This window comes from Pseudomonas sp. IT-P218, assembly GCF_949767605.1.
Classification (GTDB): Bacteria; Pseudomonadota; Gammaproteobacteria; order Pseudomonadales; family Pseudomonadaceae; genus Aquipseudomonas; species Aquipseudomonas putida_AE.
Window position 1 is genome coordinate 305,584 of the sequence record NZ_CATKQQ010000066.1, and the last position, 18,612, is coordinate 324,195.

The 18,612-nt window shown below is 61.8% G+C and carries 17 protein-coding genes; 4 read left to right on the forward strand and 13 right to left on the reverse strand.

Going from position 1 to position 18,612, the window contains the following annotated elements; genetic code table 11:
- Positions 1–94: 94 nt before the first annotated feature.
- Together ppk1 and hemB are read right to left on the reverse strand one after the other, a co-directional pair.
- Positions 95–2,317 carry a polyphosphate kinase 1 gene (gene ppk1, locus ACM6I6_RS25905; protein ID WP_323625697.1) on the reverse strand — a complete coding sequence of 741 codons (2,223 nt, stop codon included), beginning with the start codon at positions 2,315–2,317 and terminating at the stop codon, positions 95–97.
- 18 nt (positions 2,318–2,335) lie between these two features.
- Positions 2,336–3,349 (reverse strand): porphobilinogen synthase, encoded by a 1,014-nt coding sequence (hemB, locus tag ACM6I6_RS25910; RefSeq protein WP_274073670.1) that lies wholly within the window; start codon positions 3,347–3,349, stop codon positions 2,336–2,338.
- 205 nt (positions 3,350–3,554) lie between these two features.
- Between hemB and ACM6I6_RS25915 the strand changes: the two genes are divergently transcribed.
- A complete protein-coding gene (locus tag ACM6I6_RS25915) occupies positions 3,555–4,187 on the forward strand; it encodes a DedA family protein (protein WP_414920892.1) in 633 nt (210 codons plus the stop codon).
- Here ACM6I6_RS25915 and ACM6I6_RS25920 read toward each other — a convergent pair.
- On the reverse strand, positions 4,168–5,403 hold the full coding sequence (locus ACM6I6_RS25920) for a sterol desaturase family protein (protein WP_323607202.1): 1,236 nt from the start codon (positions 5,401–5,403) through the stop codon (positions 4,168–4,170). The genes ACM6I6_RS25915 and ACM6I6_RS25920 overlap by 20 nt on opposite strands.
- Positions 5,404–5,518: 115 nt before the next feature.
- Here ACM6I6_RS25920 and elbB point away from each other — a divergent pair, with 115 nt between their 5' ends.
- On the forward strand, positions 5,519–6,187 hold the full coding sequence (gene elbB, locus ACM6I6_RS25925; RefSeq protein ID WP_046818466.1) for an isoprenoid biosynthesis glyoxalase ElbB: 669 nt from the start codon (positions 5,519–5,521) through the stop codon (positions 6,185–6,187).
- A 116-nt stretch (positions 6,188–6,303) separates the two neighbouring features.
- Here elbB and ACM6I6_RS25930 read toward each other — a convergent pair whose 3' ends face one another.
- The 5 genes from ACM6I6_RS25930 to ACM6I6_RS25950 all read right to left on the reverse strand — a co-directional run bounded on the left by ACM6I6_RS25930 (position 6,304) and on the right by ACM6I6_RS25950 (position 12,202).
- On the reverse strand, positions 6,304–6,759 hold the full coding sequence (locus tag ACM6I6_RS25930; RefSeq protein WP_323625701.1) for a YaiI/YqxD family protein: 456 nt from the start codon (positions 6,757–6,759) through the stop codon (positions 6,304–6,306).
- 108 nt (positions 6,760–6,867) lie between these two features.
- A complete protein-coding gene (locus ACM6I6_RS25935) occupies positions 6,868–8,766 on the reverse strand; it encodes an FTR1 family protein (protein WP_414920893.1) in 1,899 nt (632 codons plus the stop codon).
- Positions 8,767–8,904: 138 nt separating this feature from the next.
- Positions 8,905–9,537: a LysE family transporter gene (locus tag ACM6I6_RS25940; RefSeq protein WP_323607199.1), complete on the reverse strand. Its 633-nt coding sequence runs from the start codon at positions 9,535–9,537 to the stop codon at positions 8,905–8,907.
- 173 nt (positions 9,538–9,710) lie between these two features.
- Complete coding sequence (locus ACM6I6_RS25945; RefSeq protein ID WP_274073676.1) at positions 9,711–10,292, reverse strand: mechanosensitive ion channel family protein; 582 nt, start codon at positions 10,290–10,292, stop codon at positions 9,711–9,713.
- Positions 10,292–12,202 carry an ATP-binding cassette domain-containing protein gene (locus tag ACM6I6_RS25950; protein WP_274073677.1) on the reverse strand — a complete coding sequence of 637 codons (1,911 nt, stop codon included), beginning with the start codon at positions 12,200–12,202 and terminating at the stop codon, positions 10,292–10,294. The genes ACM6I6_RS25945 and ACM6I6_RS25950 overlap by 1 nt, the downstream gene beginning before the upstream one ends.
- 50 nt (positions 12,203–12,252) lie before the next feature.
- On the opposite strand from ACM6I6_RS25950, the gene ACM6I6_RS25955 reads away from it, so the two are divergent.
- On the forward strand, positions 12,253–12,717 hold the full coding sequence (locus ACM6I6_RS25955; protein ID WP_414920894.1) for a TIGR02444 family protein: 465 nt from the start codon (positions 12,253–12,255) through the stop codon (positions 12,715–12,717).
- On the opposite strand, the gene ACM6I6_RS25960 is transcribed toward ACM6I6_RS25955, so the two are convergent.
- Positions 12,714–13,871: an AlgP family protein gene (locus tag ACM6I6_RS25960; protein WP_414920895.1), complete on the reverse strand. Its 1,158-nt coding sequence runs from the start codon at positions 13,869–13,871 to the stop codon at positions 12,714–12,716. The genes ACM6I6_RS25955 and ACM6I6_RS25960 overlap by 4 nt on opposite strands.
- Before the next feature lie 192 nt (positions 13,872–14,063).
- On the opposite strand from ACM6I6_RS25960, the gene ACM6I6_RS25965 reads away from it, so the two are divergent.
- Positions 14,064–14,729: an FKBP-type peptidyl-prolyl cis-trans isomerase gene (locus ACM6I6_RS25965; RefSeq protein WP_274073680.1), complete on the forward strand. Its 666-nt coding sequence runs from the start codon at positions 14,064–14,066 to the stop codon at positions 14,727–14,729.
- A 61-nt stretch (positions 14,730–14,790) separates the two neighbouring features.
- On the opposite strand, the gene rsd is transcribed toward ACM6I6_RS25965, so the two are convergent.
- The 4 genes from rsd to ACM6I6_RS25985 form a co-directional block, all read right to left on the reverse strand.
- Complete coding sequence (rsd, locus tag ACM6I6_RS25970) at positions 14,791–15,249, reverse strand: sigma D regulator (RefSeq protein WP_274073681.1); 459 nt, start codon at positions 15,247–15,249, stop codon at positions 14,791–14,793.
- Positions 15,250–15,426: 177 nt separating this feature from the next.
- Positions 15,427–15,978, reverse strand: a complete 552-nt coding sequence (locus tag ACM6I6_RS25975; RefSeq protein WP_414920896.1) for a disulfide bond formation protein B — start codon at positions 15,976–15,978, stop codon at positions 15,427–15,429.
- Between the two features lie 230 nt (positions 15,979–16,208).
- Positions 16,209–17,447 (reverse strand): heme biosynthesis protein HemY, encoded by a 1,239-nt coding sequence (locus tag ACM6I6_RS25980; protein ID WP_274073683.1) that lies wholly within the window; start codon positions 17,445–17,447, stop codon positions 16,209–16,211.
- Entirely contained in the window at positions 17,444–18,604 is a 1,161-nt protein-coding gene (locus ACM6I6_RS25985; RefSeq protein WP_274073684.1) for a uroporphyrinogen-III C-methyltransferase, read from the reverse strand. The genes ACM6I6_RS25980 and ACM6I6_RS25985 overlap by 4 nt, the downstream gene beginning before the upstream one ends.
- Positions 18,605–18,612 lie beyond the last annotated feature (8 nt).

Genomic DNA, 18,612 nt, shown 5'->3' on the forward strand with positions numbered 1-18,612 from the left:
AACGCGCTGCCCTCAGGTTTTTCGCGAGCAAACTCGCTCCTACAGGGACGGCGGTCATAACAAAAATGGCGATCCCTTGGGATCGCCATTTTTTTTAGCGTACCGCCAGAATCGGGCTACCCAACCGCTCCAGCAACGTAGCCTGGGCACTGCGCGGGTTCTGGTTGCCGGTCGGCGTATTGCGGATGTAACGGCCGTCCGACTGCAGGCTCCAGCTGTGGGTGTTATCGGTCAGATACAACTCCAGCTCTTTCTTGACCCGCATGATCAGCTTCTTGCCTTCCACCGGGAAGCAAGTCTCGACGCGCTTGTCGAGGTTGCGCTCCATCCAGTCGGCACTGGACAGGAACATCTGTTCATCGCCGCCATTGAGGAAGTAGAAGACCCGGGTGTGCTCCAGGAAGCGCCCGATGATCGAACGCACGTGGATGTTGTGCGAGACCCCGGCGATGCCCGGCCGCAGGCAGCACATGCCACGCACCACCAGATCGATGCGCACGCCCGACTGGCTGGCCTTGTACAACGCGCGAATGATCTTCGGATCGGTCAGCGAGTTGAACTTGGCGATGATGTGCGCCGGCTTGCCCTCGAGGGCGAACTGGGTTTCCCGGGCAATCATGTCGAGCATGCCCTTTTTCAGGGTGAACGGCGCGTGCAGCAGCTTCTTCATGCGCAACGTCTTGCCCATGCCGATCAACTGGCTGAACAGTTTGCCGACGTCTTCGCACAGGGCGTCGTCGGAGGTCAGCAGGCTGTAGTCGGTGTACAGGCGGGCGTTGCCGGCGTGGTAGTTACCCGTGCCCAAGTGCGCGTAACGCACGATCTCGCCCGCTTCGCGGCGCAGGATCAGCATCATCTTGGCGTGGGTCTTGAAGCCGACCACACCGTAGATCACCACCGCACCGGCCGCTTGCAGACGGCTGGCCAGTTGCAGGTTGGATTCCTCGTCGAAGCGCGCGCGCAATTCGATCACCGCGGTGACCTCCTTGCCGTTACGCGCCGCGTCCACCAACGCATCGACGATTTCCGAGTTGGCGCCGGAGCGGTACAGGGTCTGGCGCACCGCCAGCACGTGCGGGTCCTTGGCGGCCTGGCGCAGCAGGTCGACCACCGGGGTGAACGACTCGAACGGGTGCAGCAGCAGGATGTCCTGCTTGCTGATCACGCTGAAAATGTTCTCGCTGTTTTGCAGCAGTTTCGGGATCTGCGGGGTGAACGGCAGGTACTGCAGCTCGCGCTGGCTGTCCAGGCCGGTGATGCTGAACAGACGCGTCAGGTTCACCGGACCGTTGACCTGATACAGCTCGGTCTCGCTCAGGTTGAACTGCTTGAGCAGGTAGTCGGACAGGTGTTTCGGGCAGGTATCGGCCACCTCCAGTCGCACCGCGTCGCCATAACGACGGGAGAACAACTCGCCGCGCAGGGCCCGCGCAAGGTCTTCGACGTCTTCGGAGTCCAGCGCCAGGTCGGCGTTTCGGGTCAGGCGGAACTGGTAGCAGCCCTTGACCTTCATGCCCTGGAACAGGTCATCGGCGTGGGCGTGGATCATCGACGACAGGAACACATAGTTGTCGCCGGCGCCGCCGACTTCTTCCGGCACCTTGATGATGCGTGGCAGCAGGCGCGGGGCCGGGATGATCGCGAGGCCAGAGTCGCGACCGAAGGCGTCGATGCCTTCGAGCTCGACGATGAAGTTCAGGCTCTTGTTCACCAGCAACGGGAACGGGTGCGTCGGGTCGAGGCCGATCGGGGTGATGATCGGGGCGATTTCGTCGCGGAAATAACGGCGCACCCAGGTCTTGAGCTTGGTCGTCCAGTTGCGGCGACGGATGAAGCGGACCTGATGCTTTTCCAGTTCCGGCAGCAGAATGTCGTTGAGGATCGCGTACTGGCGGTCAACGTGACCGTGCACCAGTTCACTGATGCGGGCCAGGGCCTGGTGCGGTTGCAGGCCGTCGGCGCCGGCCTGCTCACGGGCGAAGGTGATCTGCTTCTTCAGGCCGGCGACGCGAATCTCGAAGAACTCGTCCAGGTTGCTGGAGAAGATCAGCAGGAACTTCAGCCGCTCCAGCAACGGGTAGGACTCGTCCAGTGCCTGTTCCAGCACGCGGATGTTGAACTGCAGTTGCGACAGCTCACGGTGGATGTACAGGCTGCTGTCATCCAGGCCGGGAATGGCAATCGCTGGCGCTGCCACTGCGGGCTCGACGACCGCCGCGGGCGGAGCGGGCTCCAGCTCCGGCGGGGTTTCGTCGACCTGCTCCACCACTGGTTGAGCGTCTTTTACGGCAACTTCAGTGAGTACTTCGGTATTCATCGAATGTTCCTGGGAGGGCTATTTTTGCTCTCGTAACAATTGAGCGGCACGAACGGCAAAATACGTGAGGATGCCATCAGCGCCTGCGCGTTTAAAAGCGGTCAGGGATTCGAGGATAACCCCTTCGCTCAACCAGCCATTCTGGATCGCCGCCATGTGCATGGCGTATTCGCCGCTGACTTGATACACAAAGGTCGGCACTTTGAATTCTTCTTTGACCCGGCAGAGGATGTCCAGATACGGCATGCCTGGCTTGACCATGACCATGTCTGCGCCTTCTGACAAGTCAGCCGCCACTTCGTGCAGGGCTTCGTTGCTGTTGGCCGGGTCCATCTGATAGGAGGCCTTGTTGGCCTTGCCCAGGTTCAGTGCCGAGCCGACCGCATCGCGGAACGGGCCATAATAGGCACTGGCGTACTTCGCCGAGTAGGCCATGATCCGCACGTTGACGTGACCGGCCACTTCGAGGGCCTCGCGGATCGCCTGGATGCGACCGTCCATCATGTCCGATGGCGCCACCACCTGGGCACCGGCTTCGGCATGGGACAGGGCCTGGCGGACCAGTGCGTCGACGGTGATGTCGTTCTGCACGTAGCCTTCTTCGTCGAGAATACCGTCCTGACCGTGGGTGGTGAACGGGTCCAGGGCGACGTCGGTGATCACGCCCAGATCAGGGAACTGCGCACGCAGGGCGCGGGTGGCGCGTTGGGCGATGCCTTCCGGGTTCCAGGCTTCGGCGGCGTCCAGCGACTTGAGCTCTGCCGGGGTCACCGGGAACAGCGCCAATGCGGGAATGCCCAGCTCGACCCACTTGGCCGCCTCTTCCAGCAACAGATCGATGGTCAGGCGTTCGACGCCCGGCATCGAAGCCACCGCTTCACGACGGTTCTCACCGTCCAGCACAAATACCGGCAGGATCAGGTCGTCGACGGACAGCACGTTTTCACGGACCAGACGACGCGAAAAATCGTCACGACGGTTGCGGCGCAGGCGGGTGGCGGGAAACAAACGGTTGGCGGGGGTAAAGCTCACGGCAGACTCCTGAGCCCGCAGGCGTGCGAGCGTGACAGTTATAAGCGGCCATTATGACGAACGTATTACAGTTGTGTGCGCCCTATGTCATGTAGCCGTATTCCATTGTCCTTGTAGGAAATGTTCACGTCGAGACACATTTGGACACTTTCCTGAATGTGTACGAAGGGTTAGGCTGCGCGTTCATTTCGCCAGCACCCAGACAATGCTCCAACAATTTCTGCATGACTTCGGCTACTTTGCCCTGTTTCTCGGCACGTTCTTCGAAGGCGAAACCATCCTGGTGCTCGCGGGCTTCCTCGCGTTCCGTGGTTACATGGACATCAACCTGGTGGTGGTCGTGGCGTTCTGCGGCAGCTATGCCGGCGACCAGCTGTGGTACTTCCTGGGACGCAAGCACGGGCGCAAGCTGCTGGCACGCAAACCGCGCTGGCAGATGATGGGTGACCGGGCGCTGGAACATATTCGCAAACACCCGGACATCTGGGTCCTGAGCTTCCGCTTCGTCTACGGCTTGCGCACCGTGATGCCGGTGGCCATCGGCCTGTCGGGCTATCCACCGGGTCGCTATCTGCTGCTCAACGGCATTGGCGCGGCGATCTGGGCCACCGCGCTGGCGGCGGCGGCCTATCACTTTGGCGCTGTACTGGAAGGGATGCTCGGCAGTATCAAGAAATACGAGCTGTGGGTGCTCGGCGCCCTGCTCATCCTGGGCCTGGGCCTGTGGCTGCGCCGGCGCTTAAAGAATGCGCGCCTGGCCCGGCAGATCTATGCCGACGAGCAAGCCCTGAAGGCCGAAAAGCACACTACCGGCGGCCCTAAGACGCCAGTCGAGTAAAGCGGTTTCTGCAGCAATAAAGCCCGATACCGCTGATCAGGCTGTAACTGAGCAGGCCGACCCAGCCCACCGCGCTGGCCGGCCACAGCCCCGCCAGCGGCGCCAGCCACACCAGCGGCACATTCGATGCCAGCCGCAGCAATTCCAGCTTCAGCGCCCACGGGCGATTCTCCAGGGCCACGCCCAACACGAACAGGCCCAGCGCCACCGCCCCCCAGCCCAACACCAACGCGGCCGTCGACAGACTGGGTTCCAGGTTCATCAAATAGCTGCCCAGGGCGATGTAGACGCAGAACTGCAACAGCACATAGAGCTGCTGGCGCCCATCCAGCGGCACCTCGAATTTGCGGAACTGGCTCAGGTCCGGCTTGTTCATCGGGTACCTGGCTGCCACGTCCGCCGGCCGCCAGCCGGTGCGCATGAACCAGATCCGCAGCTTGTCCCAGGTGCTTTCGGCACGCCGCGCATCCGCCCACAACTGCGCGTAGAACTGCACGTTGGCCCACACCGGATTCCAGCTCGCCAGGGGCGTGGTCACGCCGAAAATCACCGGCTCGTTGTCGTCTTCTTCCTGGAACGAGCCGAATAGACGGTCCCAAATAATGAACACGCCGCCGTAGTTGCGATCCATGTAGAGAGCGTTCTGTGCATGGTGGGCCCGATGATTGGATGGCGTGACGAAAAACCACTCGAACCATCCCAGCTTGGGAATGTGCCGGGTGTGCACCCAGAACTGGTACAGCAGGTTCAGCGCGGCGACGCTGACGAACACCAGCAAGGGCACGCCGGCGACGGCCATGGGCAGGTAGAAGATCCAGCTCAGCAGAAACCCGGTGCTGGTCTGGCGCAGGGCGGTGGAGAGGTTGTAGTCCTCGCTCTGGTGATGCACCGAATGCGCAGCCCAGAGGATGTTGCGCTCGTGGCCCATGCGGTGCAGCCAGTAATAGCAGAAGTCATAAAAGACAAAGGCAAAAATCCATACCCAGACACTGTCGGCCGAGAGCTCGAACAGCGCCAGGTGCTTGAGGGCAAACGCGTAGGTCAGCAGCCCTACGCCTTTGGTCAGCAGGCCGGTGGTGGTCGAGAGCACGCCGGTGCTGATGCTGTTGATCGCGTCCGCCAGCCGATAGTTGCTGACCCCGCGCCAACGGTCGGCCAGCAGCTCGACGGCGATCAGCACGAAGAAAAACGGCACCGCATACAGAATGAAGTCCATGACGCGCCCTGTACGGAATCTTGAGGACAGATCCTATGTGTAACCTCGAATTATCCCTATGGCAACGAGTGACAAATTAGTGGACATTTAACGCCATGAATCTGGAGAAAAGCCCATGAGCAAAAAAGTTGCAGTGATCCTTTCCGGCTGTGGCGTGTACGACGGCGCCGAAATCTACGAAAGCGTGGTGACCCTGCTGCGCCTGGACCAGCGTGGCGCGCAGGTGCAGTGTTTTGCGCCGAACATCGCGCAGCTGCATGTGATCAATCACCTGACCGGCGAAGAAATGCCCGAGTCGCGCAATGTGCTGGTGGAATCGGCGCGCATTGCCCGGGGCGAGATCAAGGACATCCGTGAAGCGGACGCCGAAGACTTTGATGCGCTGATCATTCCCGGCGGTTTCGGCTCCGCCAAGAACCTCTCCAATTTCGCCATCGAAGGAACCGGCTGCACTGTTCAACCGGACGTGCTGGCCTTGACCGAAGCCTTTGCCGAGGCCGGCAAGCCGGTCGGCCTGATCTGCATCTCGCCTGCCCTGGCGGCGAAAATCTATGGGCCGGGCGTGACCTGCACCATCGGCAACGACGCCGAAACGGCAGCGGCCCTGAACAAGATGGGCGCCACCCACAAGGACTGTGCCGTGAGCGATATCGTCGAAGACAAGGCGCGCAAGCTGGTGACGACGCCGGCGTACATGCTGGCGCAATCGATCAGTGAAGCGGCTTCGGGCATCAATAAACTGGTCGACCGCGTACTCGAACTGACCCACGAAAACGACGCCTGACACCGCCCCCTGTAGGAGCTGGCTTGCCAGCGAAGGCGTCATAGCATTCGACGCAGATGTTGAATGTTCGATCGCTTTCGCTGGCAAGCCAGCTCCTACAGGGGACCGCGTGAACCTTAAGACTGGCGCGACAGCCGCGTCAGGATCCGGTCCAGCGCATTGGCAAACGCCTGCTTCTCCCGCTCGCCAAACGGCGCTGGTCCGCCGCTCATCTGCCCCTGCTCACGCAAGTCGGTGAACAGATTACGTACAGCCAAGCGATCGCCCATGTTCTGCGCGTCGAATTCCTTGCCCCGCGGGTCCAGCGCAGCGACGCCCTTCTTTACGAGCCGGTCGGCCAGCGGCACGTCACTGCATATCACCAGCTCACCGGGGACCGCGTGCTCCACCAGGTAATCATCCGCCGCATCCGGTCCGCTGGGCACCACGATCAGCTTGACCAGGGCCAGGCCCGGCTTGATCTGCGGCTGCCCTGCCACAAGCACCACTTCGAACTGGCGCTTGAGGGCGAACTTGACCACCAGGTCCTTTGCCGCCCGGGGGCAGGCGTCCGCATCGATCCATACGCGCATGTTTTTTTCCTCTTGAAAGCAAAAGATCGCAGCCTTCGGCAGCTCCTACAGGGATTAACGTACACCTTTAGGAGCTGCCGCAGGCTGCGATCTTTTAAGGATCCTCGGTTAAGAAACTGTCACCCGCCGCTTCTCGGCCATGCGACTACGGCTGTACAGCACGATGATCGCAAGCAAAGCCACAGCCTGAGCGCTCAACGAATACGCATCCGCATGAATCCCCAGCCAATCGAACTCAAAGAACGGCACCGGTCGCGTGCCGAAGATCCCGGCTTCCTGCAGCGCCTTCACGCCATGCCCGGCGAACACCACCGACAAAGCACAGAGCAGACCGGCGTTGATGCTGAAAAACAGCGTCAGTGGCAGTTTCGCCGAGCCGCGCAGGATCACCCAGGCCAGGCCAACCAACAGCACCAGCGCCGTCGCACCACCGGCCAGCACCGCATCATGGCCAGCCGGACCTGCCTGCAGCCACAGGGTCTCGTAGAACAGGATCACTTCGAACAGCTCGCGATACACCGAGAAGAACGCCAGGATCGCAAAACCGAAACGCCCGCCTCCGCCCACCAGGCTGCTCTTGATGTAATCCTGCCAGGCTGCGGCATGACGACGGTCGTGCATCCACACACCGAGCCCCAACACCATGACGCTGGCAAACAGCGCCGTCGCACCTTCCAGCAGTTCGCGCTGCGAGCCGCTGACATCGATCACGTAAGCCGCCAGCGCCCAGGTACCCAGGCCGGCCAACAGCGCCAGGCCCCAACCGACGTTGACACTGCGTACCGCCGACTGTTGGCCGGTGTTACGCAGGAAAGCGAGGATCGCCGCCAGCACCAGGATGGCTTCCAGGCCTTCGCGCAGCAGGATTAGCAAGCCGGAGATATAGCTCAACGACCAGCTCAAGCCATCGCTGCCCAACAATTCGGCGGACGCCTTCAACTTGGCCTTGGCCGCTTCCAGGCGCTGTTCCACCTGCTCCACCGGCAGGCCGTCCTGCAACGACTGACGGTAAGCCATCAACGACTTTTCCGTGTCTTTGCGCACGTTGGCATCGACGTTGTCCAGGGAGCTTTCGACCAGCTCGAAGCCTTCCAGATACGCCGCTACCGACAGGTCATAGGCTTGGTCGTGATCGCCGGCACGGTAGGCCGCCACGCTCTTGTCCAGGGTGACGGCGGTGTAGTCGAGCAACTGCGCCGGGCCACGCTTGGCCTGTGGTGGCTGCGCCCGTTGCGCGCGGAACGTCGCGGCAGCCTGCGGACCGTCGGCGGCCTGCACTTCGGCCGGGGTCTGGCGGGCCAGCTCGGCAATGTCATAGATCTTGTCGCCGCTGGCGGTTACCGGATCGGCGCTGAAGCTGGCGATGTAAGTGGCCAGGTCCCAACGTTGGCGATCATCCAGCTGATCGCCGAATGCCGGCATGTCGGTGCCTTCGACCCCCAGGCCCACTGTGTTGTAGATCGCGTAGAGGCTCAGGTGATCGAGGCGCGCGTTATCACGCAAGTTGGCCGGCGGCGGGGTCAGGCCGACACCCGCCGGTCCATCGCCAGCGCCCGTGTCGCCGTGACACACCGAGCAATGCTGGGCGTACAGTGGCGCGCCGCGAGTCGGGTCCGGGGTAATGATCGGCGCTTGGCTGACTTCATAGGCCACGGCCAGCTTCGCCCCGAGTTGGCGAGCCTGGCGGGCGACGTCGGCGCCATCCTGGCGGGCGCTTATCGCCGCGCGCAGCTTGGTGATGCCCTGTTCCAGCCCGGCCTTTTCCGGTTTGGCCGGCATCGCGGCAATCAAGCCTTGCACCGCCTGGACGAACTCCAGTTGCTCGCGGTATTCGGATTCGCTGGCGACCTTGCCGGCCTGCACCGCTTGCGGATAGTCCGCGCCGATGTAGTCGAGCAGGTGCAGCGCTTGCGGTGAGCCCTCTACCGTGTCGGCCAGCAGATTAAAACTGCACAGGGCCAACACCGGCGCTATCAGCCAGGCCAGGAAACGGGACGGGGCAATCATGAACGAATCTCAATTGGAAATACGAAGTAACATATTGTTCACTCCCAATCAGTTTCACTCAAGCTTTGTTGTGGGGCGCGTTACTGGACTTAAACGAAAAAGGCGACCTGATAGGTCGCCTTTCCTGTGCCGGAGGGCTTAAACCGCGGCTTTACGCAGAGTCGCCATGAACGCCGCCGCGCCAATGAACAGCCCGGCGAAGGTACGGTTCATGCGCTTTTGCTGTTTGGGTGTGCGCAACATACGCAGCACTTTGGAAGCCAGCCCGGTGTACCCTGCCATGACGATCAGGTCCACACAGATCATGGTGGCACCGATGATCACGTACTGGATCAGCAGCGGCGCTTGCGGATCAATGAACTGCGGCAACACCGCCAGCATGAACACCAACGCCTTGGGGTTGCTGATGTTCACCAGAAAACCGCGGAACACCAGGGCCATCGGCTTGCCAATCGGCCGGATCGCCGCGTCATCGCTCATGTCGCTGGGCAGCGCGCGCCATTGTTTGATCGCGAGATAAACCAGGTACGCCACGCCGAACCATTTGATCGCAAAGAACGCAGTGGCCGACGCCGTGAGAATCGCGCCCACACCAGCACCGACAATCGCGATCTGCACCGCCAGCCCCAATTGCAGGCCCAGGGCGTTCCAGTAACCGCGCCAGAAACCGTACTGCAGACCGCTGGACATGGACGCAATGGCGCCGGCACCGGGGGACAGGCTGATCACCCAGCAGGCGGCAAAAAACGCCAGCCATGTTTGAAGCTCCATTGCACACCTCGACTCGGATTTGTGACAGATGAATAAGCTAATGCGGCTTCGGGTGGATGACCATCGATTTTTTGTAGTACATGGCAATGGCCGACCAGCGTTTTATGCCTTTAGGGCCCCTTCGCGAGCAAGCTCGCTCCTACAGTTGACCGCGTGCATCTGTGGGAGCGAGCTTATTTTTCAAACCCGCTGGAAGGGAATACATCCGTGCCACGCCAGCGTCGAACCGAACGCTGGAAGAACAGGCTGTTGGGCACTTGCACCATGGCGCTGCCAGTACCCAGCTCTTCAGCCTCGATCAACGTGGTGTACAGCAGATTGATCGCTATCACCCGCCCTTTGACGCCAGGCTTGTCGGTGGTGTCCACCAACTCGACCACATCACCGAGGCGGAACGGGCCAACCGTGAAAATCAGGATCGCGCACAACAGATTGGAGAGCACGCTCCACATGGCGAAAAACGCGACGGCGGCCACCGCGACGAAACCCGACAGCGCCGTCCAGAGCACCGTGGCCGAGACCCCGAGGCGCTCCAGCACGAAGATCAGCGCACTGCCCATGATCAGCCAACGCAGACCGCCGCGCAGCGGCATCAGCAATTGCGGCGGAAACGGGTAGCGTTCCCCGAGACGGGTCAGGCACTTGGCAACGAAACGCTGGGCGATGTAACCCGCCAGCAGGATCAGCAGGATTTGCACACCGAGCCAGATCGGTTCGATCCACATCGCCGGCAGCGGTAGCTTGAACGCCTCCATCAGGACAGCGCCTCCAGCTCCGCCTGCATGCTTTCCAGCAGTTCCAAGGCTTCCATCCAGGCTTCTTCCAGCTCTGCTTCACGCACCTTCAGCTTGGCCTGCTCGGCCAGCAGGTCGCGCAGTTCATTCTTGCGCAAGGGTTCGTAGATGTCGCTGTCGCCCAGGCTGGCATCGATCTTCGCCAGTTTCTCGTGCAGCTTGCCCAACTCGGCTTCGAGCTTGTCGGCCTCGCGCTTGTGCGGCGCCAGTTGCTGACGCAACGCCGCGGCGGCCTGACGCTGGGCCTTCTTGTCGGTCTTGTCCGGATTGACCGGGGTGTTGCTGACCGGCGCATTGCGCTGACGGTACTCCACCAGCCAACGGGTGTAGTCCTCCAGGTCGCCGTCGAACTCTTCGACCTTGCCGTCCGCCACCAGATAAAAATTGTCGGTGGTGCTCTTGAGCAAATGGCGATCGTGGGACACCACCAGTACCGCACCACTGAATTCCTGCAGGGCCATGGTCAGCGCCAGGCGCATTTCCAGGTCCAGGTGGTTGGTCGGTTCGTCGAGCAGCAACAGGTTCGGCCGATCCCAGGCGATCAAGGCCAACGCCAGGCGCGCCTTTTCACCACCGGAGAAATTCAGCACCGGCTCGTCGATCCGTGCACCTCGGAAGTCAAAACCGCCGAGGAAATCGCGCAGGGTCTGTTCGCGTTCGGTCGGCGCCAGGCGCTGCAAGTGCAGCAACGGGCTGGCCTTGGAGTCCAGGGAATCGAGCTGATGCTGGGCGAAGTAACCGACCACGGTGTTTTCGCCACGGGTCAGGCGGCCGGACAGCGGCGACAGCTCACCGGCCAGGTTCTTGATCAGGGTCGATTTACCGGCGCCGTTCGGGCCGAGCAGACCGATCCGCGCACCGGGGGTCAGTTGCAGCTTGACCTTCTCCAGCACGGCTTTGTCGCCGTAACCCAGGCGGGCATCGGACAGGTCGATCAGCGGGCTGGAAATCTTCTGCGATTCACGGAAGACGAAGTCGAACGGCGAGTCGACGTGGGCCGCAGTCAGCTCTTCCATCCGCTCCAGCGCCTTGATCCGGCTCTGGGCCTGGCGGGCCTTGGTGGCCTGGGCCTTGAAGCGGGCGATGTAGCTTTCCATGTGCGCACGTTGCGCCTGCTGCTTCTCGTAGGCCTGCTGTTGCTGGGCCAGGCGTTCGGCACGGGCACGTTCGAAAGCGCTGTAGCCACCGCGGTACAGGGTGATCTTGCGCTGATCGACGTGAGCCACGTGATCGACCACGGCATCGAGGAAGTCCCGGTCGTGGGAAATCAGCATCAAGGTGCCCGGATAGCTCTTTAGCCACTCTTCGAGCCAGATGATGGCGTCGAGGTCCAGGTGGTTGGTCGGTTCGTCGAGCAACAGCAGGTCCGAAGGACACATCAAGGCCTGCGCCAGGTTCAGGCGCATCCGCCAGCCACCGGAGAAATCGCCGACCTGGCGATCCATCTGCTCATTGGTGAAGCCCAGGCCTGCCAGCAGCTTGCGAGCGCGGGCATCGGCGGTGTAACCGTCGGCACTGTCCAGCTCGGAGTGGTAGCGGGCCTGTGCGGCACCGTCATGGGCCGCTTCGGCTGCCGCCAGGTCCCGTTGCACCTGGCGCAGGCGCAAGTCGCCATCGAGCACGTAGTCGACCGCCAGGCGCTCGAGCGTGTCGACCTCCTGGCGCATGTGGGCGATACGCCAGTCGGCCGGCAGGAAGCAATCACCCGAGTCCGGGTGCAGTTCACCCCGAAGCAAGGCGAACAGGCTCGATTTGCCGGCGCCGTTGGCACCGATGAGGCCGGCTTTCTGGCCGGCGTGCAGGGTCAGCTCGGCGTCTTCTAGCAGACGTTGCGGGCCACGCTGTAAAGTCAGGTTCTGAAGTCGAATCATAATGGCGGCGGAGTCTACCAGCTTCGCTCGCAACTGGCGCGAGTAGCACTATGTCCTCTGACCTGTGGAGCTTTTCCCTGACCCTTTATGCCCGCCCTGGTGGCGAACAGGCGTGCCTGCAATTGCAGTCGGCCGGCGTCAGTGTGTGTCTGCTGCTGTGCGGGGCATGGCTGGGACAGCGGGGTATCGCCTGCAATGAACAACGCCTGCAGCAACTTCGCGGTGTGGCGCAAGCCTGGGACGCTGATGTCGTGCAGCCGTTGCGGGCACTGCGCATGCAATGGAAAGTTGCCGCCACGCAGGATGCCGAACTGCACTCGCTACGCGAACAGGTCAAGACACTTGAGTTGGAGGCCGAGCGAATTCTGTTGTTGCGCCTGGAGCGATCGGCCGAAGGCTGGCCGCAAGCTGCCGCGACCGACCTGGCGGTCTGGCTGGAAGGTGTGACGGCAGAGGCCGCCCACCTCGACCGCGACGCGCTGCATCAGCTGCGCGTCGCGGTAACCGGCACTTAAGAAGCGCTGGTTGGGGTGGAGCTGTTGCTCGACGGTGCTACTGGCGTTGGCGCAGTGGAGGCAGTCGAGGCCGTTGCTGTCGGCGCAGGAGCAGCCGAAGCGGTTGGTGCTGGCGCTGGGGTCGCTGGCTTGGCAGCAGGCGCCGGAGTCGGCTTGGCGACAGGGGCCGGCTTGGTAGCAGCGGCCGGTTTTTTCACAGCAGGTTTTGCAGCTGGTTTGGCTGCTGGTTTGGCTGCTGGTTTTGCCGCGGCAGGCTTGGCTGCCGGTTTCGCTGCGGCAGGTTTTGCGGCAGCGGTTTTAGCAGCCGGTTTGGCGGCAGGTTTGGCGGCTGCTTTTGCCGCTGGTTTGGCTGCTGGTTTTGCAGCTGACTTGGCAGCGGCTTTAGCAGCGACAGGTTTTGCGGCCGGCTTGGCAGCAGGTTTTGCAGCGGCAGTTCTGGCAGCTGGTTTGGCGGCTGCGGTTTTCGCCGCGGCAGGTTTCGCAGCAGCAGTTTTGGCGGCCGGTTTGGCAGCTGGTTTCGCAGCAGCGGTTTTCGCCGCGGTTGTCCGGGCAGCAGGTTTGGCAGCTGCAGTTCTAGCCGCCGGTTTTGCAGCGCTGGCCGCGACAGGTTTTTTCGCCGCAGTTGTTGCAGCAGGTTTGGCTGCGGCTTTCACCGGTGCCTTGGCGGCAGGTTTGGCGGCAGGCTTGGCCGGTGCTTTTGCGGCAACCGGTTTGGCAGCGGCTTTCTTCGCAGGGGCCGCAGCAGGCTTGGCCGAACGCAGGGACAACGCCTTGCCGACAGCCTCTTGTACGCGACCAACACCCTGGGCCAGTTTCAGGCTTTCCTGGGCATCGCGCTTGAGTTGCAGAATGTAGCCGCGAGTTTCCGATTGACGATCCTTGAGTGCATCAAGCAGGTCCTCGAGCTGTTTCACCGCGTCCTTCGCTTTGGTCTGCGCCTTGGCCTTTCCAGCCGCCGCTGCGTCCTGCAATTTGGTACGGGATTTGTGCAATTTCTCTTGCGCTTTTCCGCGCTGCTTTTCCAGTTTGGCGAGCAGTTTTTCAGCATCGGCCAAAGCTTCGGAACAAGCGTTTTCGAGATGCTCGAGCAAGCTGCCCGAGAGTTGTTGGAGCAGGTGCAACGGAGTACTTACAGGCTTCTTGGTGGCCGACATGGTTTACCTCCTGGCTGGCGTGAGTGCGGCTCATACTAGACCTCTGCTGCTACCGCCGCTAGGGCATCTTGACAGTATCCAAAGCGCTGCGTTGCAACGAATTGAAAATGTTCTGTGCCGACGCAGAAGCAGTTCACCGTTAAACGCATTCACGCTGGCATAATCGCCCGCAACTCAGGCCGGAGAGTGCCCATGTCGCGCTACCTTTTTTTATCGCTGTGCGTGATAGTTTCCGTGGCCAACGCCGCTGAAAAAAACCAGGAAAAAGAGGCTCACGATCTCGCTTACAGCCTGGGCGCAAGTCTCGGCGAACGCTTGCGCCAGGAGGTGCCCGAATTGCAGATCCAGGCACTGGTCGACGGATTGCAGCAGGCCTATCAAGGCAAGCCACTGGCGTTGAAGGACGAGCAGATCGAACGGATTCTGGCCGAGCACCAAGCCCTGGCTGCGACGCAATCGCCTACGCCGGAAAGTGAATTGGCTTTGGAAAAAGAGCAGCGTTTTCTCAGCGAAGAAAGAGCCAGGCCCGGGGTTCGTCAACTGGCCGATGGCATCCTGCTGACAGAGCTGGCACCCGGGACAGGTGACAAGGCCGGGCCGAATGGCAAGGTGCAGGTTTTGTATGTCGGTCGCCTGCCTGACGGCACAGTGTTCGACCAGAACAGCCAGCCGCAATGGTTCAGTCTCGACAGTGTGATCAGCGGCTGGCGCAGCGCCCTGCAAGACATGCCGGTCGGTGCGAAATGGCGCCTGGTGATTCCATCGGCGCAAGCCTATGGCGCCGACGGTGCCGGTGACTTGATCGCGCCGTACACGCCCCTGGTATTCGAAGTCGAGTTACGCGGCGCAGCCGGCTGAAAAGCAGAAACGAAAACGGTGCGCATCGCGCACCGTTTCACTGACATTGCAGGAGCTCGGTTCAGGCCTGAACCGGAGCCTCTTCCTTGTGAGCGGTATGCAGCACTTCGATCAGGCAGTCTTCCAGCTCAAAACGCTCATGCAACAGCCCACCCAGTTCCTTGAACTTCTCCGCGACGCATTTGCCGGCATCACACAAATCATTGAAAGCGAGCAGTTTCTCGGTGATGACGTCGATGCGCGGGTAGATCGTCTCGGCGAGTTCCAGGCCACGCTTGTCATTGAAGGCCTTGGCCTCCCCCGTCAGCTGTTCGTAGATCTCGAAGTGGCCGGCGGATACGTAGTCGACCAGCACCCCACAGAATTCCTGCAAAGGTTTTCGGTTTTCGCCTAACGCCTCAGGCTTCTCGCCGAGCGTGTCATAGGCCCGAACCAGTTCGTGACGTTCCTGCAACCAACGATCGATCAGCAGATGTACTCCACCCCAACGTTCCTGAGCATTCTGACAACTTTCGAGCATGGCGGTCTCTCTTCCCTTGTGGGTCATGCTGCTCTACACCTGTCGCACACTTGAGAATCAAGATTCGACCAGGCAGAGCGTCATCGAGCAACATAAATCCAATGACACGTGCGGGCCAGATTATGCCCGCACGACGGTGGCTTCAAGGTACGCAGACGATAAAGTTCATACAAGTGTTTAATCGCCGGCAAGTACCCGCTGCGCCGACTCGCCGCCGAGCGGTCGTCGGCTGACGCTCAAGACCAGGCGTATCAGCTGATAAATACCCAGGATCATCACCGCAACGAAGAACAGCAGGCTCCATTCCGGGATACTCAAATCGAACAGCGTCCAGGCGATCCGCGGGCAGTCGACGGCACCCTGGAACAGCCTATGCACGGCATTCAGCCACGGTGCGCTGGTGAATACTTCGACCAGGTCAGGTGAGCAGGCGGAAAGTTGATGCACCGGATCGGTTTGCAGCAACACTTGGCGCCAGGCCGTGAAGGTCCCCAACAGGCTGCAGGACAGCCCGAGCAGCCAGTACACGAAGGATCCCAGGCGACCGGGACCGTGCACCGCAGCCATCAGGCAAAAACCGCTCAACAGCGCCAGGCAAGCCCGCTGCACCAGACACAGACCACAGGGGCTGAGGCCTACCGCATATTCCAGGTAATAGGAAACGCCCAGGGCCAGGGCGCCTGCGATAAACACAGTAAAAAACAGGGAGCGTGGGCAGGCCAACGACATGGCGTTTCCGTAACGATCAAGAGTCCGGCCGCTACGGTAGTGGAAAGCGCGCAACCCTTACAAGGCGGGCAGATGCAGACATTTCAGCAATTGCGTAGGGAAATCCCGACAGACATCAGAGGATCAGATGAAGTGGTCTGTAGGACTTTGCTGAATGCGGACTGCGAAGGGAGAATTCCGACAGGATCCGCGGTTCGGATCGCCCACTCGAGCGATCCTTCACGCAGCGATCAACCGTGCGCCAACACCGGCAGCGGTGCCGCCAACAAGCGCTCATCAAGCAAGCCCAGGCCTTCCTGGAACAGCTGGTTGCTGCGCTCGGTATCGCCCATCTGCGCCAGCAGGCGTGCCAGTTCGGCACAGGCTTCCGGGTTGCGCTGGACTCGCAGACTGCTTTCCAGATAGTCCCGGGCCTTGCCCCACAGACTGCTTTGCAGGCACAGGCGACCCAGTGTCAGCAACAGGCCTGGATCGGTCGGATGATCTTTCAGCCAGCCCTCGGCGAGGTGCAGCTGGCGAGCCGGGTCACTGCCGCGCACCAAGCCATAGAGGCGCGCCAGATGGCTGTCGTAGTTGCGTTTCAATGCCGTGCGCAAGACCTCTTCGGCCTCGACCTGGGCCCCCAGTTGCCGCAGCTGCTCGGCATAGGCGAGGACCAATTGCGGCTCCTGGCGCTGAGCAGAGGTCAGCTGCTGCCAGGCGCGATCAAGCGCTTGCAGACCGAGAGCCCCTTCCTCTTCCCGATGCGCTGCCAAGGACAGGTTCTCACCCCAGGCCCGACGCTCCAGTTCCGCCAGTTCAGGTGCGGGCAGGACTTTGTCCTTGCGCAGCTCAGGCAGCAGGCGAATCACCGCCGACCAGTCGCCTCGCTGCTGATGCAGGCGCTGCAACTGACGCAGGACCTGTGCGTTATGCGGATGGCGCTCGTGCATCGCCTCCAGGGTCGCCAGGGCGCCTTCGGTATCACCGCGATCGGTCTGCAATTGCGCGTGATTCAAGGCAATCGCCAACTCGGCCTGGGGCTGTCGCTCCAGCGCACGCTCCAGCAGGTTGTCACTTTCTTCGTAACGACCCTGCTCGTTCGCGGCGCGGGCAGCCCCAAGGTAGTAAAGCAGCGGCTGGCGCTCGGCCTCTGCGGCCCGATGCAAATGACGCTGCGCGCTGGCCCAGCGACCTTCGGCCAGGTCCAGTTGTCCGTGCTCGATCGCCACCTGGACCCGGCGACTGCGATTGCGCCGTGACCACGGATTGACCACGCCACCGGAGGTCGTCACCAGCTCGACCAAGGCCTTGATGCCCCAGACGACCAGCCAGAGAACGGCAACCACGGCCAGGGTCGCCCACAGGCTCGATTCGTAGCGAAAGCTCTTGTAGGCGATCAGGACGTAACCGGAATGCTCGGCGATGGCCAGGCCCAGGGCGGCCGCCGCCGCAATGGCCAGGAACACGATCACATAGAGGCGTTTCATGGGGTGGCCTCCTGCGCGGTATTGGCCGCAGGTTTGGCCATCGGCTTGATCGAGTCTTCGGCGTTGACGTTACGCCGTTCCAGGTAACCCTGGACCGCACTCAGGGTCCCGGTCAGGTCCGGGGTGACCACGGAGACCGGTTGCTTGCTCAGTTCGGCCACCTGCTCGAGCATCACTTTGCTCTGGGGATTGTCCGGGTTGAAGTTGCCCTTGAGCACATCCCGTGCCTCTGCCAGTGCCTGGGCATACACCGCAGCCTGACCGTTGAGCGCGGCCCATTGCGCCTGCTCCAGCGCCAGGCTCAGGGCAAGACGGACCTGGCTCAGGCTCTGCCCGGCCAGCAATGGGCGGACATTCTTGTCGGCGTTGAAATCGATACGGATGTAGCGCGAGATCTGATCCCACCATTGCGCCCAGCGACTGGCGCCGTCGCCATCGGCGGTCAGCCCCAGCAGGGATTCGCCACGGTCCTTGTACTCGGGCGCAAGCTCGGTGAGGCTGATCACCTGGTCGCGCAATGCCCCCAGGCGCAGGAACAAACCGGTGCGATCCGGCTGCTCGGTGCTGCGCAAGGCCACCAGGGTCTTGGCCACTTGCTCGCGGGCGGCGAATGAGCCGGGGTCGTTCTGTTCACGGAGAATTTCATCGGCACCCTGCACCAGGGCCTGGGCGCTGCTGATGTCCTGCAACGCCGAAAGGCGCAGGCTGGCCAGGCGCAGCAAGTGTTCGGCCTCGGCCAGACGCCAGTCCTTGCGGCTGGCGCCGAGGACGGTTTCCAGGCGTTGATTCAAGCGTTGCTGGTCGCCCTGCAACTGAGTCACCAGGCGGCTGCGTTCTTCCAGCACATCGGCATTGGGCAGTTGTTCCAGGCGCGCACTCAGGCGCTGCTCGTTCAGCTTCAGGCTCTGCGCCTGATCGTTCAAAGCCTGCACCTGACTCAGTTGCTGCTGGGTATTGGCTTGCAAGTGCCGCACTTGCCAGACTCCCCAGCCACCCACTGCGACACCGACGGCGCCTACCAGCAGCGCGACGATTGCCAGCCCGTTTCCTCGGCGCTGTTGCTCGACAGGGGGTGGTTGCAGTTCATCAAGAGGTGCATCAGCCGGTGCATCGAGCACTGGCCGCGAGTCATCTTTAGGCAAGGCTGTTTCGCTCACGTATCCAT